Below are 22,770 nucleotides of genomic sequence, written 5' to 3' on the forward strand. Positions count from 1 at the left end.
GGGCCCGCCTGTCCTCACATCGGGGGGTGACGGCTCCCGGCAACCCCTCCGCCGGCCTCCGACGAGCCGCCGTCCGACGAGCCGCCCTCAGGCGAGCAGGGCGACGATGACCGTCACCACGGGCACGCACCCCAGCGTGCTGACGAAGATGGCGTCGCGGGCCAGCAGCTCCTCGCGGCCGTAGCGGGTGGCGATGACGTAGACGTTCTGGGCGGTGGGCAGGGCGGAGATGACGGTGACCGCGAGCAGGGCGGTGTCGTCGAGGCCGGTCGCCCGGCCCACGGCGTACGCCGCGAGGGGCTGCACCAGCAGCTTGAGCCCCACCGCGACGCCGAGGTCGGTCGGGCGGACGCCCCGCCCGGGGAGCGGGCCGAGCCACAGCGCGGCGCCGTAGGCCAGCAGCATGGCGGGCACGGCCAGGCCGCCGACGAGCTCGAGCGGGTCGAGCACGGCCGCCGGCACGTCGACCTGGGTGAGGGCGACGACGACGCCGGCCAGGCTGGCGATGGTGATCGGGTTGCGCAGCGGCCGGGTGAGCACCCGGCGCAGGGGCAGCGGCTCGGGCGCCGCGACCGCGTCGAGCACCGTCAGCGCGAGCGGCTGCAGGACGACCAGCTGCAGCAGCAGGACCGGCGCCACCAGGGCCGCGTCGCCGAGCACGTAGAAGGCGATGGGGATGCCGAGGTTGCCGGCGTTGCAGTATGACGAGCACAGGGCGGCGACGACCGTGCTGCCCGCGTCGCGACGCTGCAGGCGCGAGACGACCAGCGTGCACGCCCCGGTCGCCACCACCCCCGCGGCCAGGGCCAGGAACGTGCCGGAGAAGAGGTCGGTGACCTCGCTGTCCTGCAGCACCGTGAACAGCAGGGCCGGGCTGGCCAGGAAGAACGCGACCGCCTGCAGCGTGCGCAGCCCCGGTTCGTCGAGCACCCGGCCCCGCGCGAGCACCATCCCGAGCCCGACGACGACGGCGATCGTCGCGAACCCGCTCAGCACCCCGGTCATCGAGACGATGCTCGCAGGCGTGCCGGGGCCAGAACCGGGCGGTCACCGCCGCCGCAGCACCTCGATCGCCTCCGGACCGGTGAGTCCGTCGCTCTCCTGCACGACCAGGTACGACGCCGTGAGGTCGAGCAGCTCCCCGGGGGCGTTGTCGCGCACGATCGAGCCGGCTCGGTCGACGACGACGGTGGGGCCCTCGCCGATGGCGTCGAACGCGACCAGGTCGCCGAGGATCAGCCGGGGCGAGAGCGGGCGGAGACCGGCCTCGGGCACGCCCACGGGGGAGAGCGCGAGCTCGCCGTCGGGACCGAGGGTGACCAGCCGCTCGTCGAGCTCGCCCGCTGGGTCCCGCCAGGCGCACGCGACGTCGAGGTAGCCCCGCACCCACCGCGCACAGAGACCCGTGCCCTCGGGCAGCTGCTGGGCGAGCTCGCGTCCGGTCCTGCTGTCGAGCAGCACCGGTGTGTTCGCGACGTCGAGGACGATCGTCGACGGTCCGACGCTGGTCAGGGCGTAGCGCGTGGCGATCTCGGGACCGCGCCAGCGGACCTCGCCCGTCCGGGCGTCCAGGGCGGTCAGCTGGGCCTCGTCCTCCTGGGTGCGGCCGAGCACGAGCTCCTCGCCGGCGGGGGAGCGCGGCACCATGGCCAGGAACCGCAGGTGGGGCCGAGTCCAGCGCTGCCGGCCGGTGGCGGGGTCGAGGCCGACGAGCGCCACGGGGTTCGACGCGTCCGCGTCGTCGTCGGTGAGGCCCTCCCGGGCGCCGGCCTCGGCCACGACGACCGCGGGGCTCGCGGCCCACAGCTGCGATCGCGGGTCCGCCACCGCATCCCCCGTCGCCGCCCGGAGGCCACCCGTCGTGCGGGCTCCGGTCAGCCCGCGACCCCAGACGGGCCGGCCGGTGCGCGCGTCCACAGCCACCACGCCGGTCTGCTCGTCCGGCTCGGCCGGGCAGTCGTAGGCGCAGCCGTCGGCGTAGTAGCGCGAGACGACGAGCGGGCCACGCTCGGTCGCGGTCAGCACGCCCGGGTCGGGGTAGGCCCCGCTGGGCAGCGGCTCGTCGTCGCGCCGGGTCCACAGCGGCCGTCCGCTGCGCAGGTCGACCACCGTCGTGCGGGACGTCGAGCCGTCGGGGCGTGGGGTGCCGGAGAACGCGAGCAGGTCGCCGACGACCTGCGCCCGCAGGTTGCCGCGCAGCCCGACCCCCTTCGCGGTCACCACGGGGCCGGCCTCGGTCACCACCGGTGCGACCTGGTCGTCGAGGGCGAGCTCGGGCAGCGGCGGGACGGGGGCCGACGACGTCGTGGTCGTGGTGGGGGTCGGGCCCGGCCCGTCGTCCCCGTCAGGTCCGCTGCACGCGGTGACGGCGAGGACGAGGGCGAGGGCCGCGAGCGGGAGGGGGCGCACCCCGGGGAGTGTCCCGCCGGACGCGCTGCGGGAAACGGGCTCGAACGCGGCGACGGCTCGGCGTACGCTTGCGATATATCGCGACACAGTGAAAGAGGGGTCGCGATACCCACGAGACAGAGGGAGGTCCCGCGATGGGACACCGAGGACGAAGCAGGCAGTGGGCCGGAGGGCCCGACCAACCCTGGCAGCAGCACCGCGGACGCGGTCGCGGCGGCTGGGCCGGCGAGGAGGGCGGCTTCGGCGCCTTCGGCATGGGGCCCGGAGGCCCGCCGCCGTGGGTCGCGGAGCTGTTCGGCATCGCCCGACCCGAGCGCGGACGTGGCCCGCGCGTGCGCCGCGGCGACGTGCGGTTCGCCATCCTCGACGTGCTGGCGCAGGCGCCGGCCGAGGAGCCGCTCAACGGCTACCAGGTCATCCAGCAGATCACCGAGCGCAGCGGCGGCGCGTGGCGGCCCAGCCCCGGTTCGGTCTACCCGACGCTCCAGCTCCTCACCGACGAGGGCCTGGTCGAGGAGAGCGCCGACGAGCGCGGACGCCGCCCGCTCCGGCTGACCGACGCCGGCCGCGCCTACCTCGCCGAGCACGGCGAGGAGGTGGCCGGCGTCTGGACGCCGTTCGCGGCGGTGCCCGACCGCGCCGAGAAGGAGGGCCGCAGCGGCCGCTCCGACCTCAAGGCCGAGCTCAACCAGGTGATGCCCGCGGTCTGGCAGATCGTCAGCCAGGGCTCCGACGCCCAGCGTCGCGCCGCGCTCGACATCCTGGCCGACGCCCGGCGCCGGTTGTACGGCGTGTTGGCCGACGGGCCGGACGGCCCCGACGCCGACGACCCCGACGTCGACCGCGACGCGTGAGGCTCAGCGGGGGTCGCGCACCCGCACCACGTCGTACGGCGTGGTGGGGGTCGGCTCGGTCGTGAACCGGGCGTTGGGCAGGTAGAGCGCGTCGCGCCAGCGGGCCACGGTGGTCGGCACGTCGAAGGCGGGCGAGGTCAGGGTGCGCACCTGCCGGGCGGCGCGCGAGTCGCGGGCCAGGCGGAGGACGGCGACCAGGTTGGCGCGGTTGCGCACGACGTACAGGCGGCGGCCCTCGCGGAGGAGCCCGTCGCCGTTGGTCACGGTGGCCCCGCGCAGGTCGACCAGGCGCGCGACGCCCCGGCGGGCCCCGGTGGTGGGCACCCGGAAGAGCGTGCCGTCGGTGCCGTTGACCACGACGAGGCCCCGGCCGCGCACGGTGGTCGTGATGCCGTTGGCGCCGTTGGTGCCCGCCGGCGGCTGCACCCAGTCGCCCCGCAGGCGCAGGGTGCGGACGTCGGCCCGGCGCGGCAGGCGGCCGTCGCGGTGGATCGGCACCCGGTAGAGCTGGGCGGCGCGCGAGTCGGTGAACCAGGCGGCGCGCGGCGTGATCACGACGTCGTTGACGAACGACTCGGCGGTGTTGAGCCGCAGCGAGCGCAGGATCTTGCCGGTGCGGGCGCTGACGATGCGCACGGTGCCGGCGTCCCCGCCCGCGACGTACAGGCGGTCGCGCGGGCCGACCTTGAGGCCGATGGACGGGGTGCCCGGGCCCTGGCTGACGACCTTGCCGCGACCGGTGGCCAGGTTGGCGCGGTAGATGTCGCCGTCGACGCGCGAGCCGAAGTAGCCGAAGCGGCCCTGGACGGCGATGCCCTCGGGCTGGAACCCGTCGGGCAGCGGGAAGGCCGCCGGTGGGCGCGGCTTCGCCGGCCGGTCGGCCACCGGGGCGGCCGTGGCCGCGACGGGGGTCGCGAGCGCGGCGGCGGTGGCGAGGCTGGTGGTCAGCGTGACGACGACGGTGGACAGGCGGGCTCCGAGGCGCATGCCCCATGGTCGCCTCGCGGGACCGTCCGTCCCTCACCCCCGGGGCGAGGTCAGCCGCACCAGGGCCGCGGTCAGCAGGTCGACGCGGTCGGCGGGCGGCCGGTCGTGGTCCTCGAGAGCGGCCAGGCACAGGGCGCGGACGGCCTGGGCGAGCCACGCCGTCGGCAGGTCGGTGGTGACCTCGCCCCGGGCGACGCGGCGGTCCAGGAACGAGGTGATCGGCTCGTCGCCCACCGCCAGCCGCGCCAGGCGCTCCACCGACCCGATCTCCGTGGCCAGGGTCGCGGCGGCGTCGACCTGGGAGACGACGAGCTCGGCCAGCTGCCGCCAGGCCTCGGCCACGGGCGCCGCGTCCATCCGCGCCAGCAGCGGTTCGAGGAAGGTCGTGGCCAGCTCGCGCCCGACCTCGCCGAGCAGCGCCTGCGGCTCGGGGAAGTGCCGGTAGACCGTGGCCCGGGTGACGCCCGCGCGCCGGGCCAGCGCGCTGTAGCCGAGGTCGCCGCCCTCGAGCACGGTGGCCGCGGCGGCGTCGAGGATCGCGCGCCGGCTGCGCCGGCCGTCGGCGCGCAGGCTGTCCACCCCGTGATCGTAGGCGTGACGCAACTGAGACACCTGTATAGGTTGCGGTGGACAGTCGTCCACCGAGACCTCGGGAGTCCTCGTGCACGCCAGCCGTCGTACCGTCCTGCTCGCCGGAGCCGGCACCACCGCCGCACCGCTCGTCCCCGCCCACGCCGCGGTCCGCACCCGCCGCCTGCGTCGTCGCGTGGTGGTGGTCGGCTCGGGCTTCGGGGGAGCCGTCACCGCGCTGCGCCTGACCCGGGCCGGCGTCCCGGTGACCGTCCTCGAGCAGGGCCGCCGGTGGCCGACGGGGCCCAACGCGCGCACCTTCCCGACGGTCAGCAGCATCGACGAGCGGGTGCTGTTCTACGGCTCGGCGCCGCAGCTGTTCGGCCGGCCGGTCTCGCTGGCGCCGTACGCCGGGCTGTTCAACGCCACCACGAGCCCGACCATGACCGTGATGACCGGCAACGGGTGGGGCGGCGGGTCGCTCACCTACCAGGGCATGAGCCTCGAGCCCGCCCGGGCCGTCTTCGAGGAGGAGTTCCCCGGGGGCGTCGACTGGGACGAGATGCACCGCGAGCACTACCCGACCGTGCGGCGGATGCTGCGCCTGCGCACCGCCCCCGACGCGCTCGTCGGCTCCGACGGCTATCGGGTCACCCGGATCTTCCGCCGGCGCGCGCTGGAGGCGGGGTACGACGTCGACCGCATCCCCATGCCCATCGACTGGTCCTTCGCGCTGCGCGAGCTGCGGGGCGAGATGCGCCCGGCGTACACCAACGGTGACGGCGCGATCGGGGTCAACAACGGCGGCAAGCACTCCCTCGACAACACCTACCTCGAGCGGGCCGAGGCCACCGGCCGGCTCGAGGCCCGCACGCTGCACCGGGTGACCCGCGTGCGCCGCACGCGGCGGGGGGAGTGGCAGGTGGAGGTCGACCGCACCGACGTGCGCGGCACCACGCGGGAGAAGCTGGTCATCACCACGCCCACGCTCGTCATGGGCGCCGGCAGCGCCGCGACCACCCAGCTGCTGGTGCGCGCGGCCGCGCTCGGCGACGTGCCCGACCTGCCCGACGCGCTCGGCTCCGGCTGGGGCACCAACGCCGACCGGATCTACGCCTGGACCAGCCTCGACGAGCGGCTCGGGCCGGTGCAGGGCGGCCCGGTCGTCTTCGGCAGCAAGGAGTGGGACGACCCGCGTCGCGCCAACACCGTCATCCAGGCCTCGATCCCGCCCATCCTGGTCGCGGGCGCGCAGGTCGACCCCAACACCACCATGCTCGTGGGGTACGGCGTCAGCGACGCCCGCGGCCGGTGGGCCTACGACGGGCTCACCGACACCACCCGGCTGCAGTGGGCGCCCGAGGCCGACCACGTCATCCAGACCGAGCGCATCGGCCCACGGGTACGCCGCATCGCCGGTCCCGCCTCCGTGCTGCTCGACACCAACGCGGTCGTGCCGTCGACCTGGCACCCGATGGGCGGCGCCAACCTCGGCCGGGTCTGCGACCTGGCCGGGAGGGTCAAGGGCCAGCGGGGGCTCTACGTCCTCGACGGGGCGCTGCTGCCCGGCAGCGCGGCGGCCTGCAACCCCTCCATGACCATCGCCGCGCTCGCTGAACGCGCCCTGCGGCGCATCGTCCGGCACGACGTCGGTGCACACGTGTGACCTGGATCCTCCTGTCGGCGGACACGGTGTCGCGCTAACCTCGCCGACGTGACCGAGTCGCCCGCGCCGTCCTTCGACCTCACCCCCGACCACCGTGACCTGCAGGAGTGGCTGCACGGTTTCTCCGCCGACGTCATCCGCCCCGCCGCCGCGGAGTGGGACGAGAAGGAGGAGTTCCCCTGGGACGTCGTCGAGGAGGCGGCCAAGGCCGGCATCTACTCGATGGACTTCTTCGCCACCCAGGGCTTCGACCCCACCGGCCTCGGCATCCCGGTGTCGATGGAGGAGCTGTTCTGGGGTGACGCCGGCATCGGCCTGGCCATCGTCGGCACCGCGCTGGCCGCGGCCGGCGTGAGCAGCAACGGCACCCAGGAGCAGGTCCTGGAGTGGGTGCCGGCGATGTTCGGCTCGCCCGGCGACCTCAAGCTCGGCGCGTTCTGCTCCTCCGAGCCCGACGCCGGCTCCGACGTGGGCGCCATGCGCACCCGGGCGCGGTACGACGAGGCGACCGACGAGTGGGTCATCAACGGCACCAAGACCTGGGCCACCAACGGCGGCATCGCCGACGTCCACGTCGTCACCGCGGTCGTCGACCCCGACCTCAAGACCCGCGGCCAGGCCTCCTTCGTGGTCCCGCCGGGCACCAAGGGCCTCAGCCAGGGCCAGAAGTTCCACAAGCACGGCATCCGGGCCAGCCACACCGCCGAGGTCGTGCTCGACAACGTCCGCGTGCCGGGCCGCTGCCTGCTCGGCGGCAAGGAGAAGCTCGACGCCCGCCTCGCCCGCGCCCGCGAGGGCGGCAGCGGCAAGGGCAACGCCTCGATGGCGACGTTCGAGCGCACCCGCCCCGCGGTCGGCGCGCAGGCCATCGGCATCGCGCGGGCGGCGTACGAGGTGGCGCTCGACTACGCCAAGACCCGTGAGCAGTTCGGCAAGCCGATCATCGAGAACCAGGCCATCGCCTTCGCCCTGGCCGACATGAAGGTCAGCATCGACGCCTCCCGCCTGCTCGTGCACCGCGCGGCGTGGATGGCCGCGACGGGCAAGGAGTTCGGCGCGGCCGAGGGCTCGCAGTCCAAGCTGTTCGCCGGCGAGACCGCGATCAAGGTGACCGAGAAGGCCATGCAGATCCTCGGCGGCAACGGCTTCACGCGCGAGTACCCCGTCGAGCGCTGGTCGCGCGACGCGAAGATCTACACGATCTTCGAGGGCACCAGCGAGATCCAGCGGCTCGTCATCGCCCGCACGATCTCGGGCGCGCCCATCCGCTGACGCCTCACCGGAGCCGCTCCAGCACCGCCCGCACCGGCGGCCAGGTCGCCCGCCCCCGGCGTACGACGGCGTGGGCCCGCAGCACGGGCGGGTCGGTGAGGGGCAGCACGCGCACGCCGGTGCGTGGTCGGCGGTCGGTCGGCAGCAGGGCGACGCCGAGCCCGGCGACCACGAGGTCGTCGACCAGGTCGAGGGAGTCGACCCGGTGCACGACGCGGGGCGCGAAGCCCGCGAGGGCGCCGAGGGTGCGCAGCACCCGCTCGTCGCCAGTGCCGCGCGAGTTGACGACGAACGGCCGGTCGGCGAAGTCGGCCAGCCGTGAGCCGCGATCGGCGTCGGGCACCCCGAGCCCCCAGGCCACCTGCCACAGCGCGGTGGCCTCCAGGTCGGGGCTCCAGTCGTGCGGGGCCAGGTCGTAGTCGTAGGCCAGGGCCAGGTCGAGGTCGTCGCGGTGGAGGGCCTCGAGGGCCTCCTGCGGCTCGAGCTCGAGGACGCGCACCTCGACCGCGGGGTGCTCCGCCGCGAGCCGCTCCACCGCGGGCAGCAGCGACCGGCGCACGGCGGTGGCGAACCCGGCGACGCGGACGACGCCGCTCGGCCGGGCGGCGGGGTCGAGGTCGGCCCGCGCGGCCTCGATCGCGGCGATGACGTGCACGGCGTGCTCGGCCAGCCTGGTGCCGGCCGGGGTGAGCCGCACCCGTCGGCCCTCGGGCTCGACCAGCGCGCACCCCACCTCGGCGGCCAGGGCCGCGATCCCCTGCGAGACCGTCGAGGTCGTGGTGCCGAGCTCCTCGGCCACCTCGCGCATCGACCCGAGGCGGGACAGCTCGAGGAGCAACCGGAGCCGGCGCACGTCCACGCGGCGATTGTCCGCAGAACGCGAACGGTGTGTCCACTCCCGTCACGTGGACGCGGACGGTCGGGTCACGGTCCACTGCTCTGGTGACCCCACCGACCGCTCACCGCGGCGCCACCCTGGCCGTCGCCTCCATGACGTGCGTCCAGCTCGGGCTGGCCGCCTCGATCGGGCTCATGGACCACCTCGGTGCCGCCGGCACCGCGTGGCTGCGCCTGACCTGGGCTGCACTGCTCATCCTGGTCGTGGTCCGGCCGCGGCCCGGCCGCTTCGACCGGGACACGCTGCGCGCCGGCGCGCTGCTGGGCGTGGTGACGGCCGGGGTGACGCTGTGCTTCATGGAGGCCGTCGCGCGCATCCCGCTGGGGACCGCGAGTGCGCTCGAGTTCACCGGACCGCTCGCCGTCGCGGTCGCCCGCAGCCGAGGGCCGGCCCGCGCCTGGGCCGCCCTCGCGGCGGTCGGGGTGGTGCTGCTCACCGAGCCGTGGGCGGGCAGCACCGATCCGGTCGGCGTGGCCTTCGCCCTCGCGGCCGCGGCCTGCTGGGGCGGCTACATCCTGCTCACCCAACGCGTCGGCGACGGCGCCGACGGCATCGCCGGCCTGGCCGTGTCGCTGCCGGTGGCCGCCGTCGTCGCCTCGGTGGTGGCCGGCCCCGCGACCGTCGGTCGTCTCGACCCGGAGGTGCTGCTGCTCGGCCTGGGCCTGGCCGTGCTGCTGCCGCTGGTGCCCTTCGCCCTGGAGATGCTCGCCCTGCGGCAGCTGGAGGCCGCCGCCTTCGGCACGTTGATGGCCCTGGAGCCGGCGATCGCGCTCACCATCGGGCTCCTCGTCCTGGGCCAGCAGCCGGGCCTGCTCCCGGCCGTGGGCGTGGTGGCCGTGGTCCTCGCCGGCGTCGGCGCCGCCCGCACCGGCCGGCGCACGCCGGCCCCCGTGGCCGCGGCCCTCCCGTGACGTCGCCGGCGGCCTGACGCCCACCCGGGTGGTCCCCGGTCTCGGCCGGCCCTGCTGACCTGGGCCGATGAAGGTGTACGCCGACTCGGGCCCGCGTTTCGTCGTCCAGCTCGCCGCCGACTTCGCGGTGGTGTGCTGGCTGGTGCTGTGGGTGTGGCTCGGGACGGTGGTCCACGACGGCATCGAGGTGCTCGCCGACCCGGGTGAGCGCATCTCGGCCGCCGCCGAGGACCTGTCCGGGTCGCTGGCCGACGCGGGGGGCGTGCTCGACGGCACCCCGGTCGTCGGCGACGAGGTGTCCGCACCGTTCGACAAGGCCGCCGAGGCGTCGAGCGCGATGGGCGACGCCGGCGACTCGACCGCCGAGGCGGTGCGGCGGCTCGCCTTCTGGGCCGGTGTCGTCGTAGCGCTCCTGCCGATCCTCTACGTCCTGCGCCGCTACCTGCCCTGGCGGGTGCGGTTCCTGCTCGACGCCACCGCGGCCGACCGGGTCCTCGCGCGCGGGCCCGACGGCGGCGACCTCGAGCTGTTCGCCTGGCGCGCGGTCACCACCCTGCCGCTGCACCGCGTCGTGCGGGTGAGCGACGACCCGGTCGGCGCGATCCGCCGCGGCGACGCCGACGTCGTACGCCGGCTGGCCGAGCTCGAGCTGTCCCGGATCGGCGTGCGTCCCGGTGCGACCGATCGGCCCCCCGGCTCGTTGGTGGGGGGTGACGTGTGAGGGGAACGGTCGGCGTCGTTCGTCGAGCTCGCCCAGTCGAGCCGGAGCCGGCTGCGGCGGACGGCGTACCTGCTGTGCGGTGACGGGGACCGGGCCTCCGACCTGGTGCAGGAGACCTGCATCCGGGTCTACGCCCAGTGCCCGACGGGTCGGCGTACGCGCTGTGGACGACGACCGGCGGGATCGCCGACCCCGAGGACGACGAGGCCACCACCGACCAGCTCGTCGATTGGCTCGGCTGGCACCCCCGGGGTTTGGGGCCGGGCGGGGCGGTCAGGGTGGCGTCGTGACCGACACCCCCGCTGCCTTCACCGACTCCAACCTCAAGCTCGCCGTCGTCCAGGTGCTGATGTACGACAAGGGGCTGATCCAGCCCGAGTTCGACGTGCACGACTTCGTGGCCCAGCACACCGACCGCGCGATCGACGTCGACGCCGAGGGCCACGCGCCGATCCCGGAGGTGCGGGCGTGGTTCGACGCGCTCGAGGTGCCGACCGCGCTGCTCGCCGAGGTCGACGAGATCTACATGGACGGCGGCAACGAGGTCTACCTGCAGGTCGCCCCCCGGTGGGACGGCGAGGACGGCGCCTTCGACGTCGAGCGGTGGGACGACCTCGACCTGCTGCCCGCGCTGGAGTCCATCACCGTGATGGGCGGCGACGAGGAGGTCGTCGAGCAGCTGCGGGCCCGGGGGCTGGACGCCGACCTGCTCTGAGCGCGAGCCTGCACGGGTGACCCGCGACCTCGTCGACACCGACCTCAGCGGCACCCGCTTCGTGCGCTGCGACCTCTCCGGGGCGGTCATGCGCGGGGTGCAGGTGACCGGCGCCGACGTCGACGCCCCCTGGCTGGTCAGGGATGGGGGGCCGTTCCTGGTCAACGGTGTCGACGTCACGGCCTTCGTCGACGCCGAGCTCGACCGCCGGTTCCCCGGCCGGGCGCTGCGCCACGCCACCGACCCCGCCGGCCTGCGCGAGGCCTGGGCCGCGGTCGAGGCGCAGTGGGCGGCCACGGTCGACCGGGCAGCGGGGCTGCCGGACGGGTCGGTCGACGTCCGGGTCGACGGGGAGTGGTCGTTCGCCGAGACGCTGCGCCACCTCGTGATGGCCACCGACACCTGGCTGCGGGGCGGGGTGCTCGAGGTCGAGCGGCCCTGGCACCCGTTCGGCGTGCCCAACGCCGAGTACGAGACCGACGGCCACGACATGTCGGTCTGGGCGACCGACCCGCCCACCTGGCCGCAGGTGCTCGAGGTGCGGGCCGAGCGCGTCGCGATGGTGCGCGACGTCGTGGCCGCGACCACCGAGGCGGACCTGGCCGCCCAGCGCCGCCACCCCTGGGCCGCACCGGACAGCGAGCACCGCGTGACCGTGCTCGCCTGCCTGCGCACCGTGCTCGAGGAGGAGTGGGAGCACCACCGGTACGCCGTGCGCGACCTCGCGGTGCTCGCGTCGCGCGGGCCGTCCGGTCCGGCGTGAGCCCGGGCCCGGTGGGGCCCGGCGGGGGGCGCTCCGGGGCACTCCCTCACCGCCGAGGCCACTCACCCGCCCGAATGCGGGCGGGCAGGTCGACCGGACGGTGAGTTGCATGCCCGTCCCGATGCCCCCCGGGGCATTGCGGGTACGCCGGGGTGTCGGTGGGCGTGGCTAGCGTGGCGCGGGTGGAGCAGGACGCGTTGTTCTCCCTCGAGCCGGAGCGGCCGGCGGAGGGGCCGGTGGTCGTCGACGAGACGTTCGCGACGGCCGCGCGCACCTGGCTCGACGAGACGTCCTGGGTCGACCACGTGCCGGGGTGGCTCACCGGCGACCGGGTGCTGATGGCCGAGCTGCAGGAGCGTGACACGTGGGTCCAGCGGCGCCGCTGGATGTACACCCGCGAGGTGGTCGAGCCGCGGCTGACCGCCGAGCACCCGGTGCTCGCGGAGGTGCCGTTCCCGGTGGTCCGCCACCTCGGAGCAGTGCTCTCGCGGCGCTACGACCGCCCCTACGCCCGGCTGTGGATCAACTGGTACCGCGACCACGACGACAGCACCGGGTGGCACGCCGACAAGCCGGCCGCGCGGGCGTCGGAGGCGGTCGTGCCGGTGCTGAGCCTGGGGGCGACCCGGCGGTTCCGGGTCCGGCCGGCCGCGGGCGGTCCGGCGACGACGTACGTCGTGCAGGGCGGCGACCTGGTCGTGATGGGCGGGCGCTGCCAGCGCGACTTCGTGCACGACGTGCCGAAGGAGCGCACGCCGACCGGCGCCCGGCTGAGCCTCAACTTCTCGGTCGCGCCGTAGACGGCACCTGGCCGGCGCCCCGGGGGGCGCCGGCCAGGCGGTCGAGCAGGTGGAGCAGGTGGAGCGGGTGGTGCAGGTCGGTCAGCGCACCCGGACGGTGGTCCGGGCCGTGGCCCGCTCGACGTCCGGGTTGCCCTGGTACGTCGCGGTCACCGTGCGCTGGCCCCGCGGCAGGCGGACGACGACCTTGCGCGCGACACCGGCCCGCACCGCGACGGTGCGGGAGAGGCCGCCGGGTCCGGTGATCCGGACGAAGCCGCCACCCGAGGCGCCGGTGACGCCCGGCACGGAGAGGCGGAGGGTCACCTCGACCCGGCCCTTGGCGAACCTCGGCTTGCTGGGCAGCCGCTTGGCCTTGACCGCCAGGGAGGCGGCCGCCTTGCGGACGGTGACGGTGACCGGCGAGCTGGTCGAGCCGTCGTACCCGGCGGTGGACGGCGTGAAGCGGGCCGTCAGCTGGTAGGTGCCCGGCCGCAGGCCGGGCACGGCGAGGGTGGTGGTGCCGCCGGAGGTGGGACCGCTGGCGACGACGGCCCCGTCGCGGAGCAGCTCGACGGTGCCCTCGACGGTCGCGTCGCCCGCGCCGGCGTCGGTCGTCACGGTCACCGTGGGCGCCTGCGGGAACCGCACGGTGGTGACCGGGGCGATCGTCGTGGTCGTGCTGCTCGGTGCGACCACGGCCGCACCCTCCGGGCCGGCCCAGAACAGCGCCCGGGCGGCCTGGCTCATGCCGCCCTTGGGGTAGGTGCGGAAGAACACCGAGGTGCCGAAGACGAGCGACTTGGCGCCGGTGGTGGCGTTCTCCGAGGACACGACCGCGGCCTGGCCCTTGGCGGCGTCGGGGCCGTTGGGTGCCGGGGTGGGGTTGGTCGTGGTCGGTGCCGTCTGGCGCCAGTGCCCGGCCAGGAACGGCTTGGTGGCGTCGTAGGTCTGCTCGACCTTCGTCTCCGCGCCCAGCCCGGTGAACCAGGCGGCGGGGTAGATGAACGACGTCTCCTGCGCGTACGGCGCCAGCACCGACCCGGCGGGGGTGTCGACGTCGACGATCCCGTTGCCGCTGCTGTTGCCGTTGACGGCGGTGCCGGTCAGGAGGCCGGCGGCCTTGGCGGCGTTGAAGGCGTTGGACCCGCGCCCGAGGATCGACCCGCCGCGGTCGGCGTAGGCCTTGAGCTCCTGGCGGGCCGCCTCGAGGTTCAGCCCGGCCGGGTTCTGGTTGGACGGCGCCACGTCGGCGAACGACGACCCGATCCACAGCACGTCGACCCCGGCCAGCTGCGTAGTGCCGGCGCCGGCGGCGTTGAGCTGGGCCGCGGTGACCGGCTTGAGGTCGTCGAAGCCGAGCTCGGTGAGCGAGAGCCGGTCGTCCTGGGTGCCGACGTAGGCGATCGACAGGTCGTCGAGCGGCTTGGTCGTGGCGTCGTCGAGCGCGGCCAGGTCGGCGGCGTCGGCGGTCTCGAGGTCGACGCCGTTCTCCTCCGCCGCGGCGGTGGCGGCGGCGTACCCGGCCCGGTCGACGACGACCGAGCCGTCGCCGAGCATCGAGACCTTGACGCCGTACTCGAGCAGGTCGTTGGCGACGCGGTAGTCGGAGACACCGGCCAGGTCGAAGGTCGTGTACGACGACTCGACGGGCGCGGTGGGCGCGTCGAGCGAGGTCACCGGCTCGGTGGCCCCGATCGGGGCGTCGGTGGTCGAGCCGACCTTGTCGACGGTGGCGCCCCACAGCTTGCCGAGCGACCACGCCGAGACGTCGTACATCGAGGGGACCTTGGCCGAGATGTCCTCGCCGAGGTCGAGCAGCGCGTTGGCCAGGCCGCGCAGCGGCTGGTGCATGTCGACGACCCAGGAGCCGGCCGGGTAGGTCGTGCCGCCGATGGTCGCCGGGGCGGTCAGGCGCTGCACCTCGATGTCGTGCTTGAGCAGCTGCGCGACCAGGTCGCGGGCGTCGCTGGCCGAGCGCTGCCGGGAGCCGAGCGGCACGACGTACGCGCGGGGGAGGCTGATGGTGTCCTGGTTGTCCACGACGTCCCACAGCGACCGCCACTGCGTCGGGCCGGGCACGGCGCCGACGTCGGCGACGGTGAGCGCCTTCTTGGGCTCGCCGGCGGTGCCGCGGCGGAACGCCTCGATCTGGTTGCCGATCATCTCCTTGGCGTTGCCGGCGGTGTTCATGTAGCCGACGATGCTCTTCATCGTCTGCAGCGCGACGGCGGTGTTGGTGACCGCCCGCTCCGGCGTCTGGCGGGTGCCGTTGTTGGCGCCCCGGCCCAGCGGGAGCTCGACGGTCGCGGCGGCGGCGCCGTAGAACATCGCGTACTGCGCGGTGAAGATCGGCGGAAAGTCGTCCCAGCCGTCGGGGGTGTCGCGGTAGGGGATCTTGATGTTGCCGGTCTTGGTGGTCGTCGCCCGGCCGGTGGCGGTGTCGTAGTAGGTGTTGTCGGGGATGTCGGCCGCGACGACGTCCTTCTCGACCTTGAGGGCCAGCGCGTAGTTGTGCGGCATGATCAGGTCGTACTCGTAGTTGGAGCCGTGCGGCGGGCCGCAGGGCTCCATCTGCAGGACGCTGGTGTAGCCGTGGAAGTCGGCGGCGTAGATCGGCTGGATGGCCTGGGCCTGCCGGATGAACGACCGGGTCTCCGGGGTCGTGTTGGTGATCATGTCGCGGTTGGGGTCGAGGCCCAGCGCGGTGGCCCGGGTGGCGTTGGTGCGGCCGTCGGGGTTGAGCGACGGGGAGAAGTAGAGCCGGTTGTTGGCCAGGATGCTGCCGACCTCGGAGATCGGCGCGGTGGCGAGGTACTCGATGTACTGCATCGCCGCGTCGGTCCCCTCCCACTCGTTGCCGTGGATGTTGTTGCTGATCCACACGGGGGTCTTGTAGCCGTTGGCCAGGGCGGTGTCGGCCTTGGCGGCGTCGGGGTCGTTCTTGATGGCGTCCTTCCAGGCCGCCTGCTGCGCGGTCTCGGCCTCGTCCTCCGCCGCGGTCAGCGTGACCAGGTAGAGGTCGCGTCCCTCGGTCGACTGGCCGACGACCTGCACCGAGACGCGGTCGCTCTTCGCCATCAGCTCGGTCAGGCGCGGCGCCAGGTCGGCGTGGCTGATGAGCTTTGCGGTGTAGGCCGCGTCGTCGTTGTTGGCCCGGAAGAACCGCAGCTTGGGCTGGTAGGGGTAGGACGACGGCATCTGGATCGGGTCGCCGGCGACCGCGGTCTCGGCGGCCTGGCGGACCACCTCGGCCTTGCTGGGCGGGGCGACGCGGGTGGCGGTGCCGGCGCCTCGGCCCCCGGTGGTCGGGTCGGCGGCCGGCGCCGCCGGGGCGGGCGACGACGGCTCGGCGATGGCGCTGGGTCCGGCGGCCATGGTGGCGGCGACGGCCAGGCTGGTCACGCCGATGACGGCGCGGGGTGTCCTCACGGGGGCTCGATTCTGTGCGCGGGTTGCGAGAGGGGGCCGGGCGGAGCCCGGTGGCGCACACATTGCCTGACAATCACCACGGGCGACAGCAGTTCCCGCGGTGCTTTTACATGTCGTTCACACAGAAGTCCGGGCCCCGCGTCGTGGTAGGACGTCGCGATGACCGTCGTCGCGTTCGAGACGCACCCCGTCACTCCCGACCGGTTCGACGACTTCGCCGACGTGGTCAACCCCCGCCGCCGGGCCACCCACTGCTGGTGCCTGTCCCACCGCCTCACCGCGGGGGAGATCGAGGAGCTCGGGCAGGGCAGCCGCGAGCGCGCCGCTCGGGCGCTGGGCCACCGGCGCCACCCGCCCGGTGTCGTTGGGTACGCCGACGGGGTGCCGGTCGGCTGGTGCAGCCTGGGGCCACGGGCCGACAACAGCCGGCTCGTCCGGTCGACGGTGATCCGGCCCCTCGACGACGTGCCGGTGTGGAGCATCGTCTGCGTCGTGGTGCGCGGCGGGCACCGCCGCCGCGGGCACACCACGCCGCTCATCGAGGGTGCGGTCGCCTGGGCGGCCTCGCGGGGCGCGCCCGTCGTCGAGGCCTACCCGGTCGACGTGGGCGACGACGAGCGCATCGACACCACGATGGCCTTCGTCGGCACCCGGGCCATGTTCGCGCGGGCCGGGTTCGAGGTCGTCGGCACCACCGACGCCACCGGCAGCGGGCGGCCGAGGATCGTCATGCGCCGCGCGACTCAGGGCTGACGGGTGGTGCCGGGCGGGACCGGCGCCTCCGAGCGCGGCTGCAGCCGGCGCAGCGACTCCCACCACTGCGGCGCCGAGGCGGCGCCGAGCACGACCCGCACCGGCGCGACGTCGGCGGCCGGGTCGTCGGCCTCGAACAGGTAGACGCCGGGGTAGCCGACGACCTCGGCGGACGACCCGGCCCCGAACCTGACCACCACGTCGCCGATCCGGCCGCGGTCGACGGACCTGCCGTCGCCGTACACCGGAGCGCTGACGGCAAGGGGCTCGACGACGCGCCAGGTCGTGCCGACCGCGGCGACGGTGAACGAGCCGCCGCCGGTCAGGCCGTCGAGGGTCCAGGACGCGTCGATCCGGTAGGCGTCGGCGCGGGCGCGGCCGGGGGTGCCGTCGACGGGGCCCGCGACCGTCGCCCACGGGTCGGTGATCGCCACCTCCGCCGAGGCCAGCTGGCTGGCCACCTGGGCGCCCCCGAGCGAGGTGCCACCCCCGCCGGAGGTCAGGGCCTTCGCGGCCTCGGGGTCGCGGTCCGCGATGGCGTCGAGGTAGTCGCGCGCGACGGCGAGCGCAGCGGCGCGGTCGTCCTGCGCGCCGTCGTCCTCGGCACACGCGGAGAGCGGCAGCAGGGCGGCGAGGGCGGCGGCCGCGGCCACCAGGCGACGTGGGGTCGGGGTCACGGGCGGGCCTCCTCGAGCACGATGTCGGTCGGGTAGACGTTCCAGGACTGGTTGTCCACGACGGTGCGGGCGGTGCCGTCGAAGGGCACGTCCTGGACCCCGCGCGGCCCGGCCAGCCGGAGGACGCCCCCGGTGATGGTGATGCCGTCGGCCCCGACCTCGACGGAGGGGGCGCGGACCAGCCCTCGCCACCAGTCCTGGCTGGCGTAGGGCTGGATGCCGCGGTCCTCGGCGAGGTCCTCGGCCGGGCAGAGGTCGACGCCGGAGGCGCAGCCGCGGATCTCGTCGAACACCGACCGCCGCAGCCACGCCTGCGCCTTCGCCGTGGGGGCCAGCTGCGTCGTCGGCGGCTCGACGGGGTCACCGGCGGTGACCGTCACCTCGGCGTCGGGTCCGGCGAACCACGGGTCGAGCCGTCGCTGCACCGGGTACGTCGCCGGGTAGAGCGGCTGGACCTGCTCGTCGGTGCTGGGGCCGAGGTAGCCCGGCCGGCGCTCGATGCGGGTGCCGGCGACGTAGGCGTCGGTGGACGGGTCGATCGAGCCCGCGCTGCCCCAGTCGACGGACCCGACGAGCGGAGCGACCACGACCCAGTCGCCGACGCCGGTGCCGGACAGGTCGGAGGGGCGGGCGAGCACCACCGTGCCGGTGTGCTCCTCCTCGCCGAGCCGGTAGCGGACCTCGACGCCGGTGGGGTCGACGAGCCCGAGGTCGTAGGGCACCTCGGCGACGTCGTCGGCCGCCCGCGCGTCGCCGACCGAGACGACCTCGAGGTGCTCGGTGGCCTCCGGCAGCAGCCGGCTCGCCTCGCGCAGCGCCCCCGGCTCGCCGGTGACGGTCATCGCCCAGACCTCGGCGGCGGCGTCGGCGTCGCCCCGGGCCAGGAGGTCGGCGTAGCGACGGGCGGCGTCGACCGCCCGGTCGTCGCGCACCACCAGGGGGCGGACGAACCAGGCGACGGCCGCGAGCACCAGGACCGCGACGAGCGCGGTGGCGATCAGGGGGAGGCGGCGTCGGAGCACGACGGGGACGGTGCCCCCGGAGCCTCCGGCTCAACCGCAGCCCCCGTCGCCTGTCGGCGCAGGTCGTCCAGCCGCGGGAACCGGGGTACGCCGGCCAGCACCGCCCCGACCAGGCTGGCCGCCAGGCCGAGCGCGGCGACCCGCAGCGCCCACTCGGTGCCGGCCAGCCCGGCCACGACGCCGCCCAGCGCCGCACCGAGCGGGCTGCCGCCCCAGGCGATGAGCCGGGCGGTCGTGCCGACCCGCGACTGCAGGTGGTCGGGCGTGACGACCTGGCGGGTGACGATGCCGTTGACGACGAGGCTGGTGGCCGCGAAGTTGAGCACCACCAGCAGCGGCAGGGCCGCGGCCACCGACCCGGCGAACGACAGGCCGAGCACACAGGCCAGCGCGACGGCGTACCCGGTGGTGGTGATGAGCCCGACGCCCAGCCGCTGCTGCAGCCGCGGCAGCGACAGGCTGGCGGCGAAGGTGCCGAGCGCGCCCGCGGCGAACAACCAGCCCAGGGCGGGGGAGTCGGAGGCCAGTCCGAGCTGCTCGACGCCGACGACGACCAGCAGGCCGGCCACCGCGCCGCCGGCCAGGCTGTTGCCGGCGCCGAGGACGGTCAGCCAGCGCACCACCGGGACCGACCAGAGGTAGCGCAGTCCCTCCCCGACCTCGGCGCGCAGCCGGCGATCGGCCCCCGGGGCGGCGGTGGTCTCGCTGCCCGGCCAGCGCAACCGGGCCAGGACCGCGGCCGAGGCCAGGTAGGCCAGGCCGTCGAGGCCGAGCACGAGGGCGGGCGAGGTGACCGTGACCAGCACGCCGCTGACCAGCGGCCCGACCAGCCCGATCGCGGTGCCGACGGTGACCAGCACCGAGGTCGCCGAGGCCACCCGCTCGCGGCCGACCATCTGCGGCACGACCCCGAAGGTCGCGGCGTCGGCGAAGACGAACGCCGTCGAGACCGTCGTGGCCACCACCGCCAGCTGGGCGAAGGTCAGCGCGCCGAGCGCGTCCGCGAGCGGCACCGTCAGCAGGGCGAGACCGCTCACCGCGGCCGAGGTGACCATCACGCGTCGCCGGTGCCAACGGTCGACCAGCGCGCCCGCGGGCAGTCCCACCACGACGTACGGCGCGGTCTCGAGCGCCGCGACGGCCGCGGTCAGGGCGGCGCTGCCGGTGAGCCGGTAGACCAGCACGGGCAGGGCGACGAGGGTGAGCGCGTTGCCCGCCATCGCGACCGTGCGGGCGGCCAGGAAGCGGCGGTAGGTCGGGTCGGCGAGCGCCGAGTCGGGGCCCTGGTCCTTCACAGGCTGGGCGGGGGCAGCAGGAGGAGGGACTCCGGGGTCGGCGGCCGCCCGCCGACCTCGGTCCAGCGGGGCAGGCCGTAGTAGGGGAACGCCGCCGGGGCGTTGGGCACCAGCCCGGTCGCGCAGACCCGGGCGACCCGTAGCGGGGTGAGGGCCACGTCGGGCGTCGTGAGGTCGCAGACCACGACCTCGTGGCCGGCCGCGGCCAGCGCGGCGTGCAGCCCGGCCTCGGTGCCGACCGGGAGCGCGTCGAGGGCGACGGTGGTCGCCGGCGCGGTGAACCGCGGCAGCAGGCGTCGCTGCACCTCGGGGTCGAGCCACACCTGGGCCTGCGCGCCGAGGTCGCGCACCCGCTCCTGCCGAGGGCCGGCCACGGCGAGGTAGTCGCGGTCGGGCCGGTGCGGCAGGTAGAGCCCCTCGGACAGCACCCCCTCGGCGATCGCGCCGAAGACCCACCCGTCGGGCTCGAGCAGGCCCTGGGTGAACACCCAGCTGTGCACGGCCTCCAGCACGGCCTTGCGCGCGGTCTCGGCCGGGTCGAGCTTGGCCGAGAACCCGCCCGCGACGATCCCGGTCCGGCGGTCGTGCACGACGGCGGCGACCACCGGGACGGCGTACCAGGAGGGGAGGGCCAGGAGGTGCACCTCGAGCCGAGCCCGGCCCTCGTCGTCGAGGAGGTCGTCGAGCAGGCCGGGCACGGAGCCGGCGTCGAGGCCGGGGGCGTCGAGGCCGAGGTGCCACCACAGCGACAGCGCGTCGCGCTCGACCAGCTCGAGCAGGCCGCGGCGGGCGGCGTCGGCGAGGCCCTGGCCGGTGGCGATGCCGGCGTAGTTGACGTGGTGCAGCCAGGGGTCGGTGCGCCGCGCGCCGGTGCGCCAGTTGAGGTGGGCCCACGAGGCGGGCACGAGCACGGCCTCGCCATGGGGGGCCGAGCGGCCCTCGGTCCAGGCGATCTCGACGTCGTCGGTGAACCGGGCGAAGGGGAAGCCCGGCTGGTCGTGCTGCCAGTCGGCGAAGAACCGCAGGTCGTCGGGCCCGAGCACCCGGCGCCCCTCGGCGGCGAGCTCGCGGGCGGTGGCGCGGCGCAGGCCGCCGGGCACGTGGTTGCCGCAGTAGCGCTCGACGGCCTCGCCGATCGCGGCGATCCGGGCGCCGGGGAGGTCGCCGAACGTGGTGCCGAGCGAGACCCGGTCGCTGGGCCAGTTGCCGTGCACGCGGGAGTCGGCGACCTCGGCGGTCAGCCCGACGTACGACGCGGGCAGGCCGGGCACCCGGTCGACCGGGTGCAGGCCGAGCACGACGCCGAGCTCGGGGTCGACGAGGTGGTCGACGGGCAGCGTGGCCACGGTCATGCGATCTCCAGGCGGTGCTCGGGGACCCGGCGGGCCGGGTGGCCGGCGCGGGCACAGCGGGGGAAGTCGTCGGTGGCCAGGTGCACGTCGAACGGTCCGGGGTCGAGCACCGGACCGAGCTCGACCCGCCCGCCGCGGGCCGCGCCGTGGGCGACCTCGACGCCGTCGGCGCGGCGGCGCAGAGAGGCGCACCACTGGTCGGTCGGACGGGCGCCGTCGACGTGGACGACGGCGAGCGGCGGACGGGTGCCGTCGTCGGGCGGGGTGCCGGCGAGCACGGCGTCGAGCCAGGCCAGCACCCGGCCGGCCCGACGGGCGCCGGTGAGCCCGTGGTCCCAGGGGCCGAGGGCGAGGCGGGCCGGACCGCCCCAGGCCGACCACAGGTCGACGGTGTCGTGGCCGAAGTGGTCGGCCGCGCCGCCGATCGCGAGGAGCGGGGTGCGGAGCGCGCCGACCTCCGCGGCGCGGTCGGCGTCGCGGCGGCGGGCGGTGACCACGTCGGCCCAGGGGCGGCGGACGTCGTGGGCCAGCCACCACCCCAACCGGGAGGCCAGCTGCAGCACGCCGCCGCGGGTGCGGGCGGTCTCGCCGAGCCCGAGGGCCGGGACCATGACGACGACCCCCTCGGGTGCGTCGGGTCCCGGGCCGACGGCGGTCGCGGTCGCGAGGGCCGCGTGGGCGCCGTACGACGTGCCGAGGAGGACGACCGGGGCGTCGACCCGGTCGCGCACCCAGCGCAGCAGGGTCGGGCCGTCGTCGGTCGCGGCCTCGGCGTACGGGTGGAAGGCGCCGGGTGACCCGTGCCGCCCGCGCACGTCCTGCACGACCAGCCCGACGCCGTGGTCCGCCCAGCCGGCGGCCTCGGCGACGCGGGCGGCGGCGCCGTACGGCGTGCGCTCGACGAGCACGGCGCGCGGCTGCTCGGGGAGCCAGGCGCGGGTGGCCAGGCCGCCGACCGTGGCGGCACCGCGGGACGTCACGCCGGCGCGGGCGGCACCGGCAGCACCGGGTGGCGCGTGACGGTGAGGCCCAGCAGGTCGACGGCCACAGCGTCGTACGGCGCCCGGTCGGGTCGCAGCAGCTCGGCGGCGACCACGGCCGCGGCGAGGTGGAGGCCGGCGGGGGAGACGGGTCCGGCGAGGCGCCGCCCGCCCGGGACGGGGCGGAGCGCCGGGTCGTGGTCGCGGTGGCGGGTGGCCGCGGCCCGCCGGGCGGCGACGTCGTGGGCCGAGACCGCGGGTGGGGCGAGCAGGACGAGGTCGCCGGTGCGCCAGCAGGCGTCGGAGCCCGGGTCGGTCGGGAGGTCGCCGGGCGCGGGGTCGTCGGCGGCGACGAGCAGGGGGCCGTCGTCGTCATCCCCGGCGTCGATTCCGGCCCGGGCCAGTGCGCCGCGCGCCGCTGCGGCCAGCGGCCCGGTGCCGACGACGGTGCGGCGCGGGGGCGGGGGGTCGACGAGGCCCTCGGTGGTGAGGGCGTCGAGGGCGCGGCGGGCCCGGTCGGAGTCGGGGTTGCCGCCGTCGGCGAGGGCGTCGAGGAGGGCCTCGGCGTCGAGGTCGTCGAGGTGCACGCGGTGGTGGTTGCGGCCGACGCGCAGCACGTGGCCGTCGGCGACGGTCCAGAGGCCGACGTCGGTGCGGAGCCGGGGGGTGGTGGTGGGGCTGGTCGGGCTGGTCACGGTCACGGGTCCTCCTCGA

At 75.7% G+C, this 22,770-nt stretch carries 21 protein-coding genes and 1 pseudogene; 10 read left to right on the plus strand and 12 right to left on the minus strand.

All coding sequences use genetic code 11. The features are described from left to right. Positions 1-87: 87 nt before the first annotated feature. Positions 88-1,005 carry an AEC family transporter gene (locus FJQ57_RS10330; protein WP_139979874.1) on the minus strand — a complete coding sequence of 306 codons (918 nt, stop codon included), beginning with the start codon at positions 1,003-1,005 and terminating at the stop codon, positions 88-90. Between the two features lie 42 nt (positions 1,006-1,047). Beyond that, positions 1,048-2,409 carry an outer membrane protein assembly factor BamB family protein gene (locus FJQ57_RS10335; protein ID WP_170219366.1) on the minus strand — a complete coding sequence of 454 codons (1,362 nt, stop codon included), beginning with the start codon at positions 2,407-2,409 and terminating at the stop codon, positions 1,048-1,050. Between the two features lie 254 nt (positions 2,410-2,663). Between FJQ57_RS10335 and FJQ57_RS10340 the strand changes: the two genes are divergently transcribed. Then, on the plus strand, positions 2,664-3,263 hold the full coding sequence (locus FJQ57_RS10340) for a PadR family transcriptional regulator (RefSeq protein WP_170219367.1): 600 nt from the start codon (positions 2,664-2,666) through the stop codon (positions 3,261-3,263). Between the two features lie 3 nt (positions 3,264-3,266). On the opposite strand, the gene FJQ57_RS10345 is transcribed toward FJQ57_RS10340, so the two are convergent. Further along, complete coding sequence (locus tag FJQ57_RS10345) at positions 3,267-4,250, minus strand: SMP-30/gluconolactonase/LRE family protein (protein ID WP_139979879.1); 984 nt, start codon at positions 4,248-4,250, stop codon at positions 3,267-3,269. 33 nt (positions 4,251-4,283) lie between these two features. Next, positions 4,284-4,829, minus strand: coding sequence for a TetR/AcrR family transcriptional regulator (locus FJQ57_RS10350; protein WP_170219368.1), 546 nt, complete (start codon positions 4,827-4,829; stop codon positions 4,284-4,286). Positions 4,830-4,911: 82 nt separating this feature from the next. Between FJQ57_RS10350 and FJQ57_RS10355 the strand changes: the two genes are divergently transcribed. Both FJQ57_RS10355 and FJQ57_RS10360 read left to right on the plus strand, forming a co-directional pair. After that, complete coding sequence (locus FJQ57_RS10355) at positions 4,912-6,486, plus strand: GMC oxidoreductase (RefSeq protein ID WP_139979883.1); 1,575 nt, start codon at positions 4,912-4,914, stop codon at positions 6,484-6,486. Between the two features lie 48 nt (positions 6,487-6,534). After that, positions 6,535-7,758, plus strand: coding sequence for an acyl-CoA dehydrogenase family protein (locus FJQ57_RS10360; protein WP_139979885.1), 1,224 nt, complete (start codon positions 6,535-6,537; stop codon positions 7,756-7,758). A 4-nt stretch (positions 7,759-7,762) separates the two neighbouring features. Here the strand turns inward: FJQ57_RS10360 and FJQ57_RS10365 are convergent, their stop codons facing one another. Continuing rightward, positions 7,763-8,617, minus strand: a complete 855-nt coding sequence (locus tag FJQ57_RS10365) for a LysR family transcriptional regulator (RefSeq protein WP_139979887.1) — start codon at positions 8,615-8,617, stop codon at positions 7,763-7,765. An 83-nt stretch (positions 8,618-8,700) separates the two neighbouring features. Here FJQ57_RS10365 and FJQ57_RS10370 point away from each other — a divergent pair, with 83 nt between their 5' ends. The 6 genes and pseudogenes from FJQ57_RS10370 (at position 8,701) to FJQ57_RS10395 (ending at position 12,566) form a co-directional block, all read left to right on the plus strand. Then, a complete protein-coding gene (locus FJQ57_RS10370; RefSeq protein WP_246081733.1) occupies positions 8,701-9,567 on the plus strand; it encodes an EamA family transporter in 867 nt (288 codons plus the stop codon). A gap of 67 nt (positions 9,568-9,634) precedes the next feature. Beyond that, positions 9,635-10,288, plus strand: a complete 654-nt coding sequence (locus FJQ57_RS10375; protein ID WP_139979888.1) for a hypothetical protein — start codon at positions 9,635-9,637, stop codon at positions 10,286-10,288. Positions 10,289-10,333: 45 nt separating this feature from the next. Continuing rightward, positions 10,334-10,420: pseudogene (locus tag FJQ57_RS23775) on the plus strand (sigma factor); the annotation flags it as partial. A 154-nt stretch (positions 10,421-10,574) separates the two neighbouring features. Next, the gene (locus FJQ57_RS23305; protein WP_139979890.1) at positions 10,575-11,003 is read left to right on the plus strand and encodes a DUF6892 domain-containing protein; all 429 of its coding nucleotides are present in this window, start codon (positions 10,575-10,577) and stop codon (positions 11,001-11,003) included. A 16-nt stretch (positions 11,004-11,019) separates the two neighbouring features. After that, positions 11,020-11,766 carry a DinB family protein gene (locus FJQ57_RS10390; RefSeq protein ID WP_246081734.1) on the plus strand — a complete coding sequence of 249 codons (747 nt, stop codon included), beginning with the start codon at positions 11,020-11,022 and terminating at the stop codon, positions 11,764-11,766. Positions 11,767-11,948: 182 nt separating this feature from the next. Next, positions 11,949-12,566: an alpha-ketoglutarate-dependent dioxygenase AlkB gene (locus tag FJQ57_RS10395; RefSeq protein WP_139979892.1), complete on the plus strand. Its 618-nt coding sequence runs from the start codon at positions 11,949-11,951 to the stop codon at positions 12,564-12,566. An 81-nt stretch (positions 12,567-12,647) separates the two neighbouring features. On the opposite strand, the gene FJQ57_RS10400 is transcribed toward FJQ57_RS10395, so the two are convergent. Continuing rightward, on the minus strand, positions 12,648-15,977 hold the full coding sequence (locus tag FJQ57_RS10400; RefSeq protein WP_139979894.1) for a M14 family metallopeptidase: 3,330 nt from the start codon (positions 15,975-15,977) through the stop codon (positions 12,648-12,650). A gap of 159 nt (positions 15,978-16,136) precedes the next feature. Between FJQ57_RS10400 and FJQ57_RS10405 the strand changes: the two genes are divergently transcribed. Next, positions 16,137-16,730 (plus strand): GNAT family N-acetyltransferase, encoded by a 594-nt coding sequence (locus tag FJQ57_RS10405; RefSeq protein WP_139979895.1) that lies wholly within the window; start codon positions 16,137-16,139, stop codon positions 16,728-16,730. On the opposite strand, the gene FJQ57_RS10410 is transcribed toward FJQ57_RS10405, so the two are convergent. From FJQ57_RS10410 to FJQ57_RS10435, 6 genes are read right to left on the minus strand one after another with little or no spacing between them, the layout of a single operon-like run. After that, entirely contained in the window at positions 16,721-17,407 is a 687-nt protein-coding gene (locus tag FJQ57_RS10410) for a hypothetical protein (RefSeq protein ID WP_139979897.1), read from the minus strand. The two genes, FJQ57_RS10405 and FJQ57_RS10410, sit on opposite strands and share 10 nt — an antisense overlap. Continuing rightward, entirely contained in the window at positions 17,404-18,429 is a 1,026-nt protein-coding gene (locus tag FJQ57_RS10415; protein WP_139979899.1) for a hypothetical protein, read from the minus strand. Before FJQ57_RS10415 ends, FJQ57_RS10410 begins: the two co-directional genes overlap by 4 nt. Beyond that, positions 18,405-19,724, minus strand: a complete 1,320-nt coding sequence (locus tag FJQ57_RS10420; protein ID WP_170219369.1) for an MFS transporter — start codon at positions 19,722-19,724, stop codon at positions 18,405-18,407. The genes FJQ57_RS10415 and FJQ57_RS10420 overlap by 25 nt, the downstream gene beginning before the upstream one ends. Continuing rightward, the gene (locus FJQ57_RS10425; RefSeq protein WP_139979903.1) at positions 19,721-21,076 is read right to left on the minus strand and encodes a YcaO-like family protein; all 1,356 of its coding nucleotides are present in this window, start codon (positions 21,074-21,076) and stop codon (positions 19,721-19,723) included. Before FJQ57_RS10425 ends, FJQ57_RS10420 begins: the two co-directional genes overlap by 4 nt. After that, positions 21,073-22,056 (minus strand): CocE/NonD family hydrolase, encoded by a 984-nt coding sequence (locus FJQ57_RS10430; protein ID WP_139979905.1) that lies wholly within the window; start codon positions 22,054-22,056, stop codon positions 21,073-21,075. Before FJQ57_RS10430 ends, FJQ57_RS10425 begins: the two co-directional genes overlap by 4 nt. After that, positions 22,053-22,757, minus strand: coding sequence for a hypothetical protein (locus FJQ57_RS10435; protein ID WP_139979907.1), 705 nt, complete (start codon positions 22,755-22,757; stop codon positions 22,053-22,055). Before FJQ57_RS10435 ends, FJQ57_RS10430 begins: the two co-directional genes overlap by 4 nt. Positions 22,758-22,770: the final 13 nt, after the last annotated feature.

Origin of the sequence: Nocardioides litoris (assembly GCF_006346315.1) — a bacterium.
Taxonomy (GTDB): domain Bacteria; phylum Actinomycetota; class Actinomycetes; order Propionibacteriales; family Nocardioidaceae; genus Nocardioides; species Nocardioides litoris.